Here is a 17,204-nt window from a genome sequence, read left to right as displayed (position 1 = left end):
CTTTGACATAAAATAACCCCCTTTAGAGTTACACCATTTTATTATTTCATGTGTCTACTCTAAGGGGATTATATCAGTGTGAGTGCCGTCGATTTTTTTGCTATAGCAGAAAAGCTCTTAGATCACAGGAACAATCTAAGAGCTTTTTTTATTTTGTTATGTTATGATTCATCATGATGTGATTTTGACGGCAAAATTACGTTATTCGTATAACTATAAATAACTATTTTACGATCCTTTTTAAGCTTTGCTCTGTCGAATTTCGTCAAATCCTCTATTTTACGAAAATATTCAATTATCAAGTTGCAATTCTATAATTTATCTTATTCGATTCATATATTCCGCTTTCTGCTCAAAAGACGAGTGAACATAGCGATCAAGTGTAATACTTACATTACTATGTCCCAGTATTTCTGACAAAGCTTTTACATCAAAGCCGAGCTTTATACAATTTGTGGCAAAGAAATGCCTTATAGCATGAAAATGTACTGACGGCAAATTTCCGTTTTTTAAAATCTTGGCAAACCTATATTGTATCGTCCTTGGTTCTATTGGCTTTTTCTTGTTAGAAAGTATGTAATTATCATTATCTCCTCTGTTGTTTTTCAAAAGCTCTAAAACACATTTTGGAATGGGAATTTTTCTTTTTGAAGACTCGCTTTTCGGTTCTCCAAGCATAAGCTTAGTTTTGCATAGCCCATTCTTTACTTGTATTCTTTGCAAAGTCTTATTCACACTTATGATACCCTGTTCAATGTCAATGTTTCCCCATTTTAAGGCACAAAGTTCACCTATTCGTAAACCCGTTACTCTTGAAAGATAAATTCCTATAGATGTAAGATCATTCTTTTGAGCCAGTATATCACACAGCTTTTTGTCTTCATCGTCATTCAATATTCTTATTTCAACTCTGTGTTTCTTCGGCATTACAATACCGTCCATGATATTATCTATCTTATAAGTTTTATACGCATATTTGAAAATAGATTTCATAAGAACTAAAATGTCAGTAATATAACGATTCGAGAGATTTTCCTGCTGTTTTCTTCTGATAAAATCATATATATCGTCATTGGTTATTTTACATATACGTTTCTGCCCAAAGAAAGGCAGAATATGTTTGTCAGCTTTTAAAATATAATTTGCAGCGGTTGATTCTTTTATGCGTATTGTGACAGTGCCAAACCATTCCTCATACACTTCTGTGAATGTTTTTCTTATTTGCGTTTTAGATATAAGATCAATGTGATATTTTTTCATCTTTGCAATTATTTCATCTTGCGTTTTGCCGAAAAAAGCATGATATTTTCGTTTTGATCCTGAGGTATCCCAAAATACCCTTCCCTCATATCTTCCGTCTTTTCTGAGATAAACATTTCGATAATTCATCTTAAACCCTCCAAATTTCAGTAAGTTTTTTCATATATATTGTAAGTTTTGCTGTTTTTAATTCTATTTCTACATTTTTTGTTCATACTTATTGACAAATACAGTAATAAGGTGTATAATAACATAGGTAAACAAAATTTACTTTTGAGCTTATGTGCATCTGTTATTAAATTATATATCCTATATTTTCGATTTTAAAGTGCATATTATTATGACAAGCTTTTTTCGTAAAATAGAGGATTTGACGAAAAGGGGATAACTGGCAATGTACAAGATCGACCCGATAGTAAAAGAGATCAGTTCTGAAATAGTTGTCTGCACAGGTGATCAAAAGCTTGAGTACTGTTCAGGTATTGAATTATCAAAAGCTCAATTTGATAAGAGATATGTTATTGATATGATCTATGCAGAGAATGAAAGAATAATCATTGTTCTGAAAGAGGCTGATATAAACAGCACTGATTGGTGTCAGGATAAGGACGTTGGGTTCTTTTAGGTGATATGGTTATGACTTGAAGTATAAATGTAATATCAATATTGGAGAATAAAGTTTGAATTTTTTAATTATAGGTGCAGGACAGTATGGCATGGTTGTCAGAGAGATAGCTCAGGCAACTGGTCGGTTTGACAAAATTGATTTCTTAGATGATAACAATGCTGTCGCTATTGACAGTACAAACAATATTTCAAAGTGGGTAAGTGAGTATAAAATTGCGATAGTGGCGATCGGTAAGGCAGATGTGCGAGAAAAATATCTGACTTTGTTAAAGCAGTGTGGATATGAGCTTGCAACGATTATTCACCCTGACGCATATATTTCACCTACAGCAACGATTGGGAGTGGCTGTGTGATTGAACCCAAAGCGGTCATATATACTGATGTCAGAATTGGCGACGGATGTTATATTTCTGCTGGAGCGGTTGTAAATCACAACAGTGTTGTAGAAGATACTTGTCATATAAATTGTGGAGCAATCATAGCATCGGGTGTTATTGTGCCTAAAGGCATTAAAGTTGATTACGGATTGGTTTTTACTGGAGAGAAGTAGAGTATGGATAAGAAAAAAGTCAAAAGATTTATAGGAAAGTCTGTGGCTGTTTTAGCTGTGGCTTTTGCAATACTCAGTATCGTGTCAAAGCGTAAAAAAAGAGATACTGTTTATGATAATGAGCCTGAGCAGAAAAATCCTCTTGAGGGTAAAAAGGTCATTTTTGTGGAAGACGAGAATGATAAGGAAAATGCTGACGGCATAAGAGGTCACCTCGAGGCTATAGGTGATTGCGACCACAAGCCAGGCTTTTACGAAAGATACATAAAGAGAGGCATTGACATTGTGCTTTCTTTTGGAGGACTTGTTGTTCTTAGTCCTGTTTTCGCTTTGACAGCTTTAGCAATAAAAATCGAAGATCCGGGTCCTGTATTTTTTACTCAGAAAAGAGTAGGGCAGAATAAAAAGTATTTTAAGCTCCATAAATTCAGATCTATGAAAATGTGTACGCCCCATGATGTGCCTACGCATATGCTCGACAATCCTGATCAGTACATAACCAAGGTCGGCAAGTTTATAAGGGCACATAGCCTTGATGAGCTTCCGCAGATCTGGGATATTTTCGTAGGCAATATGTCTGTAATAGGGCCTCGTCCGGGACTTTGGAATCAGGATCTGCTTACTGCGGAAAGGGACAAATACGGCGCAAATGACGTAAAGCCTGGCCTTACAGGCTGGGCGCAGATAAATGGCCGTGACGAGCTTGAGATACCTGAAAAAGCTAAGCTTGACGGCGAGTATGTTAGAAAACTTGGTCCGATAATGGACGCTAAGGTTTTTCTCGGCTCGCTTCATGTGTTTGGTAAGGATGATTCTGTTGTTGAGGGCGGAACGGGTGAGATCTCTAAGGTAGGTCGCCATTATACAGACGGAAAAAGTGATGAAGAGCTAATAGGTCATATTGGCTTTGGAGAGCCTGTAACTGTTGATACAGAAACTAAGAAGAAAGTGCTTATCACTGGTGCAGGGTCATATATTGGTGAAAGTTTCAAGAAGTATGCTGAAGAACACTATTCAGCACTGGATATCGAAACTCTTGATATGCTTGATCCTGATTGGAAGAAAAAAGATTTTTCTAAATTTGACATTGTGTATCATGTTGCAGGTCTTGCACACGCAGACGTAGGCAGTGTTGATGACTCTACTAAGGAAAAATATTATGCTGTAAATACTGACTTAGCCGTTGAAGTTTGCAAAAAAGCAAAGTCAGAGGGCGTAAAAGAATTTATATTTATGTCATCAATGATAGTGTATGGCGATTCTGCGCCTTATGGAAAAGATAAAATTATTGATGAACACACAGTACCAAAGGCAGCGAATTTTTATGGTGATTCAAAACTTCAGGCTGATGTTGCCGTTAGATCTTTTGCGGACGATAGTTTCAAAGTTTTGGTTATCCGTACACCTATGATCTATGGTAAGGGCAGTAAAGGAAACTATCCTACACTTGCAAAGCTTGCTAAAAAGCTCCCTGTTTTCCCAGATGTTGATAACAAGCGCAGTATGCTTCACATAGATAATCTCTGTGAATTTCTGTGTCAGATAATGCTGGTAAGCGATATAAAAGAGAACGCAACAGTTTTTATGCCTCAAAATGCTGAGTGGACAAAAACAAGCGATATGGTAAAAAAGATCGCAGATGTCAGTGGAAAGAAAATAAGAACGCTGAAAATCTTTAGACCGGCAGTGTTTATTGGCAGCAAAATGCCTGGAAAGATGGGCGGGCTCGTTAATAAGGCGTTTGGAAATAGTTGTTATGAGCATGAGGTGTCTGATTATGAGGGAATTAAGTATCAGACGACTTCGTTAAGTGAGAGTGTAGTCAAAACAGAAAGAAATAACGGAAATAGCAGAGAACCTTCTGATAAGGAGAGCCACACGTGAATGTGCGTGATAGTTACACTAAAAAGCATATATTAGTTGTTTCTCAGTATTTTTACCCTGAATCATTCCGTATTAATGATATGTGTCAGGAATGGGTAAAGCGAGGATATAAAGTTACAGTTGTAACCGGAATTCCCAATTATCCTATGGGCAAAACGTATGACGGATATGGTCTTACAAAGAAACGTCATGAAATATGGAATAATATCGAAATTTATCGCATACCATTGATTCCTCGTGGGTCATCATCTATTGGTATGATGATAAATTATTTGTCATTCATGGTTTCAGGTGTGTTAGCAGGCAAGTTTAAACGCATAAAAGCGGACTATGTATTTTCTTTTGAAGTGTCTCCAATGACGCAGGTGCTTGCAGGTATTAGTTTTGCAAAAAGACTAAAAGTTCCTCACTATCTTTATGTGCAGGATCTTTGGCCTGAGAATGTTATTACAGTTACAGGTGTTTCTAATCCGTTGATAATAAAACCAATTGATAAAATGGTCGATTACATATACAAAAACACAGATCAGATTTTTGCGACAAGTCCGAGCTTTGTAGATGCAATATGTGAAAGAAATGTAAGAGTTGATAGAAAAAAAGTTCATTATTGGCCTCAGTATGCAGAGGATTTTTATAAGCCATGCGATGAAAAATGCATCAGTGAAATACCAAATGATGATAGCTTTAAAATAATTTTTACAGGCAATATTGGCACGGCTCAGGGACTGCAAATTCTTCCTAAAACGGCAGTTTTGCTTAAAGATGTTAATGTTAAGTTTGTCATGGTGGGTGACGGACGTTATTTGGATGCCTTTAATGATGAGGTCAGGAAAAATGACGTTGTGGATAAGTTTGTTATGATACCGAGACAGCCTGCCGAAAAAATACCGGGATTATTGTGTGCTTGTGATGCCGCTTTTTTATCATTTCAGGATGATCCACTTTGGACTAAAACAATACCAGCAAAATTGCAAAGTTACATGGCTTGTGGAATGCCTATCATTGCATCTGCACAAGGCGAAACTAAAAGGATAATTTCAGAGGCGGATTGTGGCGTATGCAGTGCAATCGGAGATCACATAGAACTTAGCAAAATGATAAAAGAGATGATGAACGCTGATTTGAATGACATGAGTATCAAGAGCCGACATTATTTTGAGAAACATTTTGATAAGAATATGCTTATGGATCAAATTGAGAAATATTTTATATGACTTATACAAGAGGATGAATGTGTGAAAGTATTAATGATAAATTCCGTATGCGGGATACGCAGTACGGGACGAATTTGCACTGACCTTGCAGAAGTGCTTGTTGAAAATGGGTATGAGGTGAAGATTGCCTACGGCAGAGAAACGGTGCCGGAAAAATATCAGAAGTATGCCGTTAGGATCGGAACTGATATTGATAATAAGATCCATGCGATTCAAACGAGGCTGTTTGATACTCATGGATTTGGCTCAAAGAAAGCCACTGCTGATTTTTTGAAGTGGACAGATAAGTATGATCCTGATATCCTGCATTTGCATAATATCCATGGATATTACATAAATGTTGAAATGCTTTTTGACTGGATAAAGTCAAGACCGCAGATGAAAGTTATCTGGACATTGCATGACTGTTGGGCATTTACAGGGCATTGTGCATATTTTACTGCTGCAAATTGTGATAAATGGAAGACGCAGTGTAAGTGTTGTCCTCAACTTAAGAGTTACCCTACTTGTAATTTCAACGGCAATGTTGAAACTAATTTCAAAAGAAAAAAGTCAGCCTTTACTGGAGTAAAAAATATGACTTTGGTTACTCCGTCAAAATGGTTGGCGGGATTGGTCAAAGAGTCATTTTTGAAAGATTATCCTGTTGAAGTTATAAATAATGGTATTGATACAAGTATCTTCAAACCGACACCAAGTGATTTTAGGAAGAGATATCATATTGAAGATAAAAAAGTTCTTCTTGGTGTAGCTGCTGTTTGGGACGAACGCAAGGGATTAAATGATTTTGTTAAGTTGTCAAAAATGCTTGATGATGATTATAAAATCGTACTTGTCGGTTTATCTGAAAAGCAGATAAAGGAAGTGCCTGACAACATTATAAAGATATCAAGGACGAACAGTGCGGTCGAGTTGGCTGAGATCTATACTGCGGCTGATGTATTCTTGAATTTGACTTATGAGGATAATTACCCGACGGTAAATCTTGAGGCTCAGGCTTGTGGTACTCCTGTTATTACTTATGATACGGGGGGAAGTGTGGAGAGTGCATGTCCGAATGGTGTAGTTATTAAGAAAAATAATCTGGATAATTTATCCAAAACTATTTCCGCATTGTTTAAGTCAATTTTAAATCGTACTGATTTCAGTAGCAAAATATTGTTGATGCGTTATGTAGATGTATATAGAGTGTAATATGAGAAATTATAAAAAATATAATAGTTTAAAAAAAGTTATAAAGGTTTTGCTTTTTTTGTTGTTTATAGTATTGTATGTAATATGCGTTTTCCCATCTTTCGCGGAATCGTTGTATGTTAAAAATTATATTGTAAATGCGTTCTTTTTGATTTTGTCTGTAGCAATGTTGGTTAGACTTTATCTTATGGATGATTTGGACATATTTGATCCAATTGTAATTATTGGATTGCTTTACATTGCTTTGTATTTTTTTGTACCTTTGTATGATATTTCGGTAGGAAAGTATACATGGTATGGGTATGATTTATTCTCTTATGGTGTAAAATCTTCATGCATAGCTTTTTTGGGGTACGTTTGTTTCTATATCGTATATGCTAGATGTTTTAAATTCCACTCAAAACCGTATAATACACAAATAATTAGGCCTACTATTTGTAATAACATAATTATACGAAATCGTAGCATAATTATCCTAGTTATACTTCTTGTTTATTTTGTTTCTTTATCAGCAAATATATTTTATCTTGTTAAGGTTAGTGGGAATAGTTTATTGTACATACTTACCTTAGGTATGGCTGGCGGAGGAAATAATATACAGAAAACAACAAGCTCAATAGGATTTATTTCTATGTTGTCATATTGTACTCCAGCTGCAACGCTATTATATTTTGAATATGGCAAAAGTAAATTTTTAAAAGTGTTAATGTTTGTTCCAATGGTTATTCTTCAGGTTGCAAGAGGTTTTCGTTTTTTTGTTATTCAAATAGCAATTACTTTTTTCTCTTACTACTATTTGAAACACAATAAAAGACCTAAACTTAGTGTTGTTGCCTTTTTTTTGATTGTTGTTGCAATCCCAGTTTTAACCATGACCGTATTTAGGGATTCTATAAGATCTGGATCTGGAATGGATTTATCGATAATAAGTTTTGAAACTTTGGATAAAGCAATCGACGCTACTGTGTGGGATAATTTCAGAATCTATCATAATTATCATGGTATGGTTGGCAAAATTCCATCTGTGTATTCTTATGTCTATGGTAGACAAATGATAATTGGTACGCTAATAATGATGATTCCTAGAATAATTTGGCCAGCAAAATTAGCATCTGCTGCTGGAGTTGACTTGAGTGAGATAATTGGTTTGTCTTTAGAGGGGACGGGGCAGGCTTATCCTAATTTAGGAGAGTATTATTACGCTTTTGGTATAGTAGGTGTGATATTGTTTATGAGTATTTATGGAGTGTATGCAAGATATGTAAAAGATAGATATAAAAAAAGCCAAGATGGTTTGGATATTATTCTATACTCTGTATTGTTAGGCTCAAATTTACAGTTAATAATCCGAGGTTATTTTCCAAGTAACTTTTGGTATCTAGTGTTTTCAATTATCCCGATTATAATTGTGAGGCGAATAGAACGGATTTCTGACTAGGAGTGTTTAGATGGGCAAAATTGCAAAAAACTATATATATAATTTAATTTATCAAATCATTTCAATAATAGTTCCTCTTGTGACTGCTCCTTATGTTGTTAGAGTTTTAGGTGCAAAGGGAACAGGTATTTATTCTTATGTAAACTCTTTGGTTTCGTTGATAACAACATTTGCTATGTTGGGGTTATTCGGTTATGGTAATAGGCAAATTGCTTATGTTAGAGATGATAAGGAGAAATTAGATAGTACATTTTGGCGTATAATGTCTATTAGGGCTTTTATAGGTGTTTTTGCAACGTTTGTATATGTTATTGTTGTTTTGCTTAATGGCAGATATTATTTTTATTTCTTTTTGTATTATACCTATTTACTTGGATATGTTGTGGATTGTACATGGCTCTTTGTAGGCGTTGAAGATATGAAATGGGCGGTGCTAAAAAATATTTTTCTGAAACTATTTGCAACTGCAATGATTTTTATATTTGTAAATGATACAAGTGATGTCGGCATATACATATTTATTCAAGGTGGTTCCATACTATTTGCCAATCTGTTAGCATATTCTCAGCTTAAAAGATATGTTGGGAAACCAAAATTTATTTTATCAAATGTAAAGGATGATATATATGGATCTTTTATGCTCTTTCTTCCAGGAATGGCAGCTACTATATATTTGCAATGTGATAAAATAATGATAGAGTGGTTAGGAAGTAATACAGCACAAGTTGCACAATATGATTATGCTGAGAAAATTGTAACAATTCCATTGTCATTTATTACTGTATTAAGCACTGTTATGATGCCACGGTTAGCTAATGAGTTTGCTAATGGAAGAGAACACAACATATCAATACTATTAAACAAGGCGGCAAGAATTTCATTGTTTTTAGCATTTCCACTATCATTAGGAATGGTTGCCATTTCAATGAAATTAATACCTTGGTATTTAGGTCGTGAATTTTTTTCGTCAATAACAGTGATCAATATTATTTCTCCAATAATAATTACCAACACGTTGACTGGAATTTCGGGAAACCAATATTTTACTGCAACAAATCAAATAGGTATATTATTAAAAGCTCAAGTGACTGCATGTATTGGAAATATCATAATAAATGCATTATTGATTCCACATTATGGTCTATATGGTGCGGCAGTTGCAACCTTAATAAGTAGTGCTGTATGTGCAATTGTGCAATATGTTTATCTTTGTAAGCAGGTGAAACTTCCGGGTTTGTTATATTCGAGTATTAAGTACTTGTTATTTGCTGTAATAATGTTCATAGCGATAGTGTCATTAACATCAGGCATGGAGGCTACTCCTATGACAAATATTATCCAGGTTTTTGTTGGTGTTGTTATTTACTTTGGATTATGTATGATAACTAAAGATAAAACGTTTTTTAATTTAATATCAGTAATACAAAAAAAATTTAAAAGGTGAGTATATGAAAAAAATAATAGTTGTCCACCCTGGCAAACAACACTCTTATAGGTTGGCTGAGGCTCTAAAGCAAAATGATATGTTGCAGTATTATATAACAACGGTTTATAATCGTGACAATTCGTGGACTAATCGTGTTGGAAATCTTTTGAAAGGTGATAATAAAAAACGCTTTTTGACACGAAAGTCTCTGGTTTTTGATGAAAATGTGTTGCAGTATTGCGAATTACGAGGTTTGTTATATTTGCTACTAATACGCATTGTGCCTAGAGCCGCAATAACTCGACGATTAGAAAAGAATATACATTATAATGTATATAAGAAAACAATAAAACTTGCAAAAAAGACCAAACCAGATGCAATCGTTTTTTTTGGTGGCGTTTCAGATAAACATTTTAGATTAAAAGAAAAATATTGTCCAAATGTAAAAGTGATTATAGACGTACCAACACCGTTGGATCAGTATGTAAAAAATGTGCTTAATAATGATATAAACATTACAGGCGATATTTATACAAAGATTGAACAGTCAGCAACATGGAATGTAGAGTCTACAATACCGTCAAGGGTGTATAAGGCAGATGGTTTTTTGGTTGGATCAAGTTTTGTAAAGAAAAGTTTAATGTATTATGGTGCGGATGAAAATAAAATAAAAATAGTTCCATATGGGGTAGATGTATCAAAATTCAAATTAAAAGAATATAGCCGGACTGATAAAGTTAATTTTATATTTGTTGGGTTGGTTAACCGTCGAAAAGGCATACAACATCTATTGCCTGCTTTCGCAAGAATTGATCCAGATAGAGCTAATCTTCATATTGTTGGTAAATATAACGAGAATGACAAACTCATAAATAAATATAGAAACAATGCTAATATTTATTTTGATGGTTTCGTTTTACAAGATGAATTAGTTAATCTATATAACGAAAGTGACGTATTTGTTCTACCTTCTTTAGGAGAGGGGTTGGCACAGGTAGGTATTGAGGCAATGAGTTGCGGATTACCTATTATTGTTAGTGAAAATTCTGGTGTAAATGATTTAATTGTTGAAGGTGTCGAGGGAAAAATAGTGCCTGTATCGAATCAAGACGCCTTGTATAATGCTATGAAATGGTTTGTAGATCATAGTGATAAAATAGAAGAAATGGGTTTAGAAGCACACGAGTTGGCATTAAAACATACTTGGGAACACTATGGTTGCAATGCAGTTAGGGCTATCGGAGAAATACTAGGAGAGGCATGATATAAGTGGAGAAGTATTTAGTTGATGTACCTGTGAGGATCAATATTTGGATCAGGCCAGAGTGTCAGAGAAGACAATTTGAAGTGATAAAGAAAGCAAGACCAAGTATTTTATTTATACAGTCTGACGGTGGAAGAAATGACGAAGAGTGGCAAGCTATATATGCCAACCGAAAGATGATAGATGAAGGTATTGATTGGGATTGTCAAGTATACAGACTTTATGAAGAAAAAAATAATGGGCTCTATAGTATGGCAAAGAAAACCTATAGTTTAATATGGAAAACTGTAGATCGGTGTATCTTGTTAGAAGATGATCACATACCATCTGTGTCTTATTTTCGATTTTGCGCTGAATTGCTAGAAAAATATAAGGATGATATGCGGATAGAATGTATTTGTGGTTTTAACCATCTTGGAGTTTATGAAGATGTTGATTCTGATTATTTCTTTTCAAGACAGGGTTCAATTTGGGGAATAGCAACGTGGAGAAATAGATACATGCAATATGGAGATTTTTCTTATGGAGAAAGTGCATATACAATGAATTTGCTAAAGTGTAGGACTAAACACAATAGGATTGCATGGCGGCGTCTTAATGCATATGCGAAGCAGTCTACGTATGAGGGCCATGTTGCAGGAAATGAGTTTTGGATAGAATTTAATATGTATTCGCAGAACAGATTGCAAATTATTCCACAAAAGAACATGATAAGTAATATTGGTGCAACTGGTAATTCCTCGCATTCTGCAGAAATAAATAAATTGCCTAGGGGAATAAGAAAAGTGTTTAATAGTAAAGTATATGATGTGGATTTTCCTTTAAAGATTAATGATTACGTTATTCCTGATGTTAAATATGAAAAGAAAAGAAATCGGATAATGGGGTATAATTATTCAATAATTAATTTTTATCGGAAGTTTGAGAGATTTGTTAGGATACTTGCTTCAGGTGATATGATGCTACTTAAGAAAAAGTTAAAACGTAATATACAAATTGAGAAATGAAGGATTTTATAATGAAAAAATTATTATTGCTTGGAGGTTCAGCACAACAGGTAATAGCTATAGAAAATGCAAAAAAACTTGGATATTATACGATTCTGTGCGATTATCTTACTGATAATCCCGGTCAGTATGTTGCTGATAAGTTTTATTTAGATAGTACAACAGATAAAGAAAAGATTCTTCAGATTGCTGAAAATGAAAAGATTGATGGAATAGTTGCATATGCATCTGATCTAGCATTCTTGACTTTTACTTGGATATTAATATTTGGAACAAGTTAAAGACATGCTTCCGCAAATTGGATTATCGGTGCTAATGGGGGCAATAGTTTATTCTGTTGTGATATTCAATTTAAGTTCTCTATTAACATTTTTGATACAGGTTTCACTGGAAATAGTTGTCTATTGGATAGGTGCGAAAATATTTCGCATTGAGAGCTATCAGTATATTGTATGTATGTTGAAAAAAGTTAGAAAGTAGATGAATTAATTTGGCAATAAGCAGTGAGGTTTTTAGCGATATTGATAATGAATTATTACGCATAGAATCAGAAATAGATGTTACTCAAATATATTCCTTTTTAAATAAAGTTGATAGAGATTTTCCAATACATCTTTCGTCTAAAGTAGATTTGAAAGAGTATGCAGAGAAGCTTAAATGTCATGCGACTATATGCGCTGTTATAGAAAATAACGTGGTAAGTTCTCTAGTTGCTGGATACGTGGAAAATACCACAGGTAAAATGGCGTATATATCCATTGTGGCTTCGTCTCTTGAATGTAGAGGTAAAGGATACGCTAAGTTTCTCCTTGAAAAATTTGTAGATATATGTAAACAAATGCATTTGAAAGGTATTCACCTCTATGCAGTACCAAGCAATGTTAGAGCGATGAATTTATACAAGAAAATTGGATTTGTAGAATGGCAAGTTGAAGATGAAGAAAGGCCAAATGATGCACATTTGGTATATTATTTAAATTGAGGTGGACAGGTATATGAATATTTTGCTTACATCAGCTGGAAGAAGAGGATATTTGGTTAAGTATTTTCGTGAAGCTTTAAATGGAGATGGTTTTGTTCATGTTGGAAACAGTTCTCCTGTGTCTCCGGCTTTTACTTATGCTGATTATCATATTGTTACACCACTTATATATGATGAAAACTATATTCCATTCTTATTAAACTACTGTAAAGAATATGATATTAAAGCAATAATATCTCTTTTTGATATTGACCTATACGTTTTATCATGTCACAAAAAAGAATTTAAGGATAATGGTATAGAGGTTATTGTATCTGATCCCAAAGTTATCGAGATTTGTAATGATAAGTGGAATACGTATAATTTCTTAATTAATAATGGCTTTAATGCACCTCTTACATATATCAAAAAAGAAACCTTTTATGAAGATTACAATAATATGAAAATTGAATTTCCTGTAATTGTGAAACCTCGTTGGGGCATGGGTTCTATCGGGGTGTATGTTGCAGACAATATTGAGGAACTAAATGTCTTTTATGAAAAAGTCAAGAGAGATATACTCTCGTCATATCTTAAGTATGAATCAAATCAAGACTTGGATAAAGCAGTCTTGATTCAACAAATGATTAAAGGTCAAGAGTATGGATTGGATGTAATCAATGATTTAAATTGCAATTACAAAAATACTATTGTTAGAATGAAATATGCGATGCGTTCAGGTGAAACGGATTGCGCTCTAATTGTTGATGATAATAGAATTAAATCAGTAGGTGAGAATTTATCTTTTGCATTAAAACATATAGCTAATCTTGATTGTGATATTTTCGTTACTGCTAATAATGACATATATGTTCTGGAATTGAATGCAAGATTTGGAGGCGGTTATCCATTTAGTCATATTGCAGGTGTTAATTTACCAAAGACAATTATTAATTGGCTGAGTAATAAACCTGAGGAGTATCTTAGCGCAAAGATAGGAGTATTGGCTCAAAAGGATATTTCCATGCTGGATATCTCCGAATATATGTGTGAAAATGATCATGTAAAAAAATAACTTTTGCAAGGAACTGTTGGATGATTGCTTGTTGTAAGTGATTAAGCAGAACTTTTTGCAATCAGTTAACTTCATGGATGTTTTGCTGAAATTTTGTAGATAAAATATGATATTTATAAGCTAGGAGTGCGATTATTATGGGCAAAATTCTCGTCACCCGTTCCTCAATGCCAGACTATGAGGAATACTGTGAAGAAATAAAGGAACTTTGGGATAGCCATTGGCTGACCAACATGGGAAAGAAACATAAAGAACTTCAGGCAAAACTGGAAGAAATGCTTGGCGTGCCACACGTTACATTGTATACTAACGGTCACCTTGCACTTGAAAATGTGATCGCATCTTTCAATTTTCCAAAAGGCAGTGAAGTAATAACAACTCCATTTACGTTTGCATCAACAACACACGCCATTGTTAGAAATGGACTTGAACCAGTGTTTTGTGATATCAATTCAGATGACTATACGATAGATGTTACGAAAATCGAGGATCTGATAACTGACAAAACTTGTGCGATCGTTCCTGTTCATGTTTATGGAAATATGTGCGATGTAGAGGAGATTGAAAGGATTGCCAAGAAGCATGACTTAAAAGTGATCTACGACGCAGCTCATGCTTTTGGCGTGGAGTATAAGGGAAAGTCAAGCGCTTGCTTTGGCTATGCGTCAATGTTCAGCTTCCATGCTACGAAAGTGTTCAACACTATTGAGGGCGGAGCGGTTTGTTATCATGATGACAGCCTTGTTCAGAAATTGAACGATCTTAAAAATTTTGGTATCCATGGTCCTGAAGAGGTCGCTTACATAGGCGGAAATGCCAAAATGAACGAGTTTCAGGCGGCTATGGGAATTTGTAATTTAAGACACTTTGATTCAGAGATACTAAAACGCAAGGCTGTTGTTGAGAGATATCGCAGCCATCTTGAAAATATAGAGGGCATTAAATTGTGTCAACCTCAGCCAGATGTAAAATCAAATTATGCGTATTTTCCTGTTGTTTTCGATGAAAAGGTGTTTGGGGCAAGCCGTAACGAAGTAATGGACAAGCTTGCAGAAAATGATATAGGCGCAAGAAAATATTTTTACCCTCTTACAAGTGCATCACCTGCTTTTAATGGCAAATATGACACCGCAGAAACTCCTGTGGCACTTGATATAAGCGAAAGAGTATTGACTTTGCCGCTTTATGCTGATTTGTCACTTTATGATGTTGATAGGATATGTGATATCATTTTGAAGTAATTGAGAGGAGACAACATGAAAGGAATAATTCTGGCAGGTGGATCAGGCACTAGACTTTATCCGCTAACACGAGTAACATCAAAGCAGTTGTTGCCGGTGTACGATAAACCAATGATATTTTATCCGCTTTCCACACTTATGCTTGCGGGTATAAGAGATATACTTATTATCTCAACTCCTACAGATACGCCACGCTTTGAAGAACTGCTAGGCGATGGGTCAAGCATGGGTCTTAATTTGTCTTATGCTGTTCAGCCTAGCCCAGACGGATTGGCACAGGCTTTTCTCATTGGAGAAGAGTTCATCGGAGATGATTCTTGTGCAATGATCTTGGGAGATAATATCTTCTATGGTGGCTGGTTCAGAAAAAACCTCCGTGATGCAGTTGCTGAGGCTGAAAATGGAAATGCAACAATATTCGGGTATTATGTAAAAGATCCTGAGAGATTTGGTATTGTAGAGTTTGATAATCAGCGCAAGGCCATTTCTGTCGAAGAAAAGCCACAAAATCCAAAATCAAATTATGCTATAACCGGCTTGTATTTCTATCCTAGCGGAGTAAGCCAGAAAGCTAAGCAGGTGAAACCGTCTGCAAGAGGTGAGCTTGAGATCACTGATCTTAATCGCCTTTATCTTGATGACAGTAATCTAAAAGTACAGCTTTTAGGAAGAGGTTTTGCATGGCTCGATACAGGAACAATGGAAAGCCTTATGGAAGCGTCAGTTTTTGTTCAGACCGTTCAGAGCAGACAGGGCGTTGTTATTTCGGCACCTGAGGAAGTCGCTTACTATGAGAAATGGATAACAAAAGAGCAGTTGTTGAAAACGGCAGAAGAATACGGAAAATCTCCGTATGGTGAACATCTGAGAAGAGTTGCGGAAGACAGAATTATTTTTTAAGGTGATAATATGACAATAATAGTAACTGGCGGTGCCGGCTTTATAGGCTCAAACTTTATATTTCATATGTTGAATAAATATCCTGATTACAGGATCATTTGTCTTGATAAGCTTACATATGCAGGAAATCTTTCGACACTTGCACCTGTAATGGATAATCCTAATTTCAGATTTGTAAAGCTTGATATTTGTGACCGCGATGGTGTGAATAAGCTTTTTGAAGAAGAAAATCCTGATATAGTTGTAAATTTTGCAGCGGAAAGCCATGTTGACAGGTCAATCGAAGATCCTGAGGTTTTCCTTAGAACAAATATAATCGGAACTTCTGTGCTTATGGACGCTTGCCGAAAGTATGGAATACAGCGTTATCATCAGGTGTCAACAGACGAAGTATACGGAGACCTTCCGCTAGACAGACCTGATCTGTTTTTTACCGAGAACACACCGATACATACAAGCAGTCCGTATAGTTCTTCAAAAGCAAGTGCAGATCTTCTTGTGTTGGCTTATTACAGAACTTATGGTCTGCCGGTAACTATCAGCCGTTGTTCAAATAACTATGGCCCATATCATTTTCCTGAGAAGCTTATCCCTCTCATGATTGCAAATGCACTGAATGATAAGCCTCTGCCTGTTTATGGCAAGGGCGAGAATGTTCGTGATTGGCTGTATGTTGAAGATCATTGCAAAGCTATCGACCTTATCATACATAAGGGTACTGTCGGCGAAGTGTATAATGTAGGCGGTCACAATGAGATGAAGAACATTGATATTGTAAAGCTGATATGCAAGGAGCTTGGCAAGCCTGAAAGTCTGATCACATATGTTGCAGACAGAAAGGGTCATGATATGAGATATGCCATTGACCCTACTAAGATACATAATGAACTTGGTTGGCTGCCAGAAACAAAGTTTGCGGACGGAATAAAGAAAACGATCAAGTGGTATCTTGACAACAGAACATGGTGGGAGACTATCATTTCTGGTGAGTATCAGAATTATTATGAGAAGATGTATGGGAATAGATAAAGGAGCTTGTTAACATGTCTTTATTCACAAACAAAACCCTAATGATAACCGGAGGAACGGGATCATTTGGAAACGCAGTATTAAACAGATTTCTGGAAACAGATATCGGAGAGATCAGAATATTTTCGAGAGA

General features: G+C 35.2%; 17 protein-coding genes. 16 read left to right on the top strand and 1 reads right to left on the bottom strand.

What is annotated here, in order from left to right; genetic code table 11:
* Nucleotides 1–318: 318 nt before the first annotated feature.
* Nucleotides 319–1,389 carry a tyrosine recombinase XerC gene (gene xerC, locus AB5Z01_RS12385; RefSeq protein WP_287216239.1) on the bottom strand — a complete coding sequence of 357 codons (1,071 nt, stop codon included), beginning with the start codon at nucleotides 1,387–1,389 and terminating at the stop codon, nucleotides 319–321.
* 265 nt (nucleotides 1,390–1,654) lie between these two features.
* On the opposite strand from xerC, the gene AB5Z01_RS12380 reads away from it, so the two are divergent.
* The 16 genes from AB5Z01_RS12380 to AB5Z01_RS12305 form a co-directional block, all read left to right on the top strand.
* Nucleotides 1,655–1,885, top strand: coding sequence for a hypothetical protein (locus AB5Z01_RS12380; protein ID WP_287216240.1), 231 nt, complete (start codon nucleotides 1,655–1,657; stop codon nucleotides 1,883–1,885).
* Between the two features lie 55 nt (nucleotides 1,886–1,940).
* On the top strand, nucleotides 1,941–2,438 hold the full coding sequence (locus AB5Z01_RS12375; RefSeq protein WP_287216241.1) for a hypothetical protein: 498 nt from the start codon (nucleotides 1,941–1,943) through the stop codon (nucleotides 2,436–2,438).
* 3 nt (nucleotides 2,439–2,441) lie between these two features.
* Nucleotides 2,442–4,322 (top strand): sugar transferase, encoded by a 1,881-nt coding sequence (locus tag AB5Z01_RS12370; RefSeq protein ID WP_287216242.1) that lies wholly within the window; start codon nucleotides 2,442–2,444, stop codon nucleotides 4,320–4,322.
* Nucleotides 4,319–5,536, top strand: coding sequence for a glycosyltransferase family 4 protein (locus tag AB5Z01_RS12365; protein WP_272125523.1), 1,218 nt, complete (start codon nucleotides 4,319–4,321; stop codon nucleotides 5,534–5,536). The genes AB5Z01_RS12370 and AB5Z01_RS12365 overlap by 4 nt, the downstream gene beginning before the upstream one ends.
* A gap of 21 nt (nucleotides 5,537–5,557) precedes the next feature.
* Entirely contained in the window at nucleotides 5,558–6,730 is a 1,173-nt protein-coding gene (locus AB5Z01_RS12360; protein WP_195221723.1) for a glycosyltransferase, read from the top strand.
* Nucleotides 6,714–8,168, top strand: a complete 1,455-nt coding sequence (gene wzy, locus AB5Z01_RS12355; protein WP_332008807.1) for an O-antigen polysaccharide polymerase Wzy — start codon at nucleotides 6,714–6,716, stop codon at nucleotides 8,166–8,168. The genes AB5Z01_RS12360 and wzy overlap by 17 nt, the downstream gene beginning before the upstream one ends.
* A gap of 10 nt (nucleotides 8,169–8,178) precedes the next feature.
* A complete protein-coding gene (locus AB5Z01_RS12350; protein ID WP_195221725.1) occupies nucleotides 8,179–9,612 on the top strand; it encodes an oligosaccharide flippase family protein in 1,434 nt (477 codons plus the stop codon).
* Nucleotides 9,613–9,616: 4 nt separating this feature from the next.
* Nucleotides 9,617–10,858: a glycosyltransferase family 4 protein gene (locus AB5Z01_RS12345; protein ID WP_195221726.1), complete on the top strand. Its 1,242-nt coding sequence runs from the start codon at nucleotides 9,617–9,619 to the stop codon at nucleotides 10,856–10,858.
* Nucleotides 10,859–10,863: 5 nt separating this feature from the next.
* Nucleotides 10,864–11,865: a hypothetical protein gene (locus AB5Z01_RS12340; RefSeq protein ID WP_332008804.1), complete on the top strand. Its 1,002-nt coding sequence runs from the start codon at nucleotides 10,864–10,866 to the stop codon at nucleotides 11,863–11,865.
* An 11-nt stretch (nucleotides 11,866–11,876) separates the two neighbouring features.
* Complete coding sequence (locus AB5Z01_RS12335; protein ID WP_332008803.1) at nucleotides 11,877–12,146, top strand: hypothetical protein; 270 nt, start codon at nucleotides 11,877–11,879, stop codon at nucleotides 12,144–12,146.
* Between the two features lie 209 nt (nucleotides 12,147–12,355).
* Nucleotides 12,356–12,847, top strand: a complete 492-nt coding sequence (locus AB5Z01_RS12330) for a GNAT family N-acetyltransferase (protein WP_195221728.1) — start codon at nucleotides 12,356–12,358, stop codon at nucleotides 12,845–12,847.
* A 13-nt stretch (nucleotides 12,848–12,860) separates the two neighbouring features.
* Nucleotides 12,861–13,901: an ATP-grasp domain-containing protein gene (locus tag AB5Z01_RS12325; protein ID WP_195221729.1), complete on the top strand. Its 1,041-nt coding sequence runs from the start codon at nucleotides 12,861–12,863 to the stop codon at nucleotides 13,899–13,901.
* 137 nt (nucleotides 13,902–14,038) lie between these two features.
* Nucleotides 14,039–15,142 (top strand): DegT/DnrJ/EryC1/StrS family aminotransferase, encoded by a 1,104-nt coding sequence (locus AB5Z01_RS12320; RefSeq protein ID WP_368365569.1) that lies wholly within the window; start codon nucleotides 14,039–14,041, stop codon nucleotides 15,140–15,142.
* A gap of 15 nt (nucleotides 15,143–15,157) precedes the next feature.
* Nucleotides 15,158–16,042 carry a glucose-1-phosphate thymidylyltransferase RfbA gene (gene rfbA, locus AB5Z01_RS12315; RefSeq protein WP_117893928.1) on the top strand — a complete coding sequence of 295 codons (885 nt, stop codon included), beginning with the start codon at nucleotides 15,158–15,160 and terminating at the stop codon, nucleotides 16,040–16,042.
* Between the two features lie 9 nt (nucleotides 16,043–16,051).
* Nucleotides 16,052–17,071 carry a dTDP-glucose 4,6-dehydratase gene (gene rfbB, locus AB5Z01_RS12310; RefSeq protein ID WP_195221731.1) on the top strand — a complete coding sequence of 340 codons (1,020 nt, stop codon included), beginning with the start codon at nucleotides 16,052–16,054 and terminating at the stop codon, nucleotides 17,069–17,071.
* Nucleotides 17,072–17,085: 14 nt separating this feature from the next.
* Nucleotides 17,086–17,204, top strand: a 119-nt coding sequence (locus AB5Z01_RS12305; protein ID WP_368365570.1) for a polysaccharide biosynthesis protein, incomplete at its 3' end; no start/stop codon positions are given.

Source organism: Ruminococcus sp. RTP21359st1_H3_RTP21359_211015 (genome assembly GCF_040909065.1).
GTDB classification, from domain to species: domain Bacteria; phylum Bacillota; class Clostridia; order Oscillospirales; family Ruminococcaceae; genus Hominimerdicola; species Hominimerdicola aceti.
Note: the sequence above shows the minus strand (reverse complement) of the source record. Positions and strands in the feature narration are given on the sequence as shown.

What these genes read in the sequence shown, in the direction of transcription:
- AB5Z01_RS12325 (WP_195221729.1), top strand. Translation starts at nt 12,861, where the DNA reads ATGAATATTTTGCTTACATCAGCTGGAAGAAGAGGATATTTGGTTAAG.
- AB5Z01_RS12345 (WP_195221726.1), top strand. Translation starts at nt 9,617, where the DNA reads ATGAAAAAAATAATAGTTGTCCACCCTGGCAAACAACACTCTTATAGG.
- AB5Z01_RS12370 (WP_287216242.1), top strand. Translation starts at nt 2,442, where the DNA reads ATGGATAAGAAAAAAGTCAAAAGATTTATAGGAAAGTCTGTGGCTGTT.
- AB5Z01_RS12350 (WP_195221725.1), top strand. Translation starts at nt 8,179, where the DNA reads ATGGGCAAAATTGCAAAAAACTATATATATAATTTAATTTATCAAATC.
- rfbB (WP_195221731.1), top strand. Translation starts at nt 16,052, where the DNA reads ATGACAATAATAGTAACTGGCGGTGCCGGCTTTATAGGCTCAAACTTT.
- xerC (WP_287216239.1), bottom strand. Translation starts at nt 1,389, where the DNA reads ATGAATTATCGAAATGTTTATCTCAGAAAAGACGGAAGATATGAGGGA.
- AB5Z01_RS12320 (WP_368365569.1), top strand. Translation starts at nt 14,039, where the DNA reads ATGGGCAAAATTCTCGTCACCCGTTCCTCAATGCCAGACTATGAGGAA.
- rfbA (WP_117893928.1), top strand. Translation starts at nt 15,158, where the DNA reads ATGAAAGGAATAATTCTGGCAGGTGGATCAGGCACTAGACTTTATCCG.
- AB5Z01_RS12335 (WP_332008803.1), top strand. Translation starts at nt 11,877, where the DNA reads ATGAAAAAATTATTATTGCTTGGAGGTTCAGCACAACAGGTAATAGCT.
- wzy (WP_332008807.1), top strand. Translation starts at nt 6,714, where the DNA reads ATGTATATAGAGTGTAATATGAGAAATTATAAAAAATATAATAGTTTA.
- AB5Z01_RS12380 (WP_287216240.1), top strand. Translation starts at nt 1,655, where the DNA reads ATGTACAAGATCGACCCGATAGTAAAAGAGATCAGTTCTGAAATAGTT.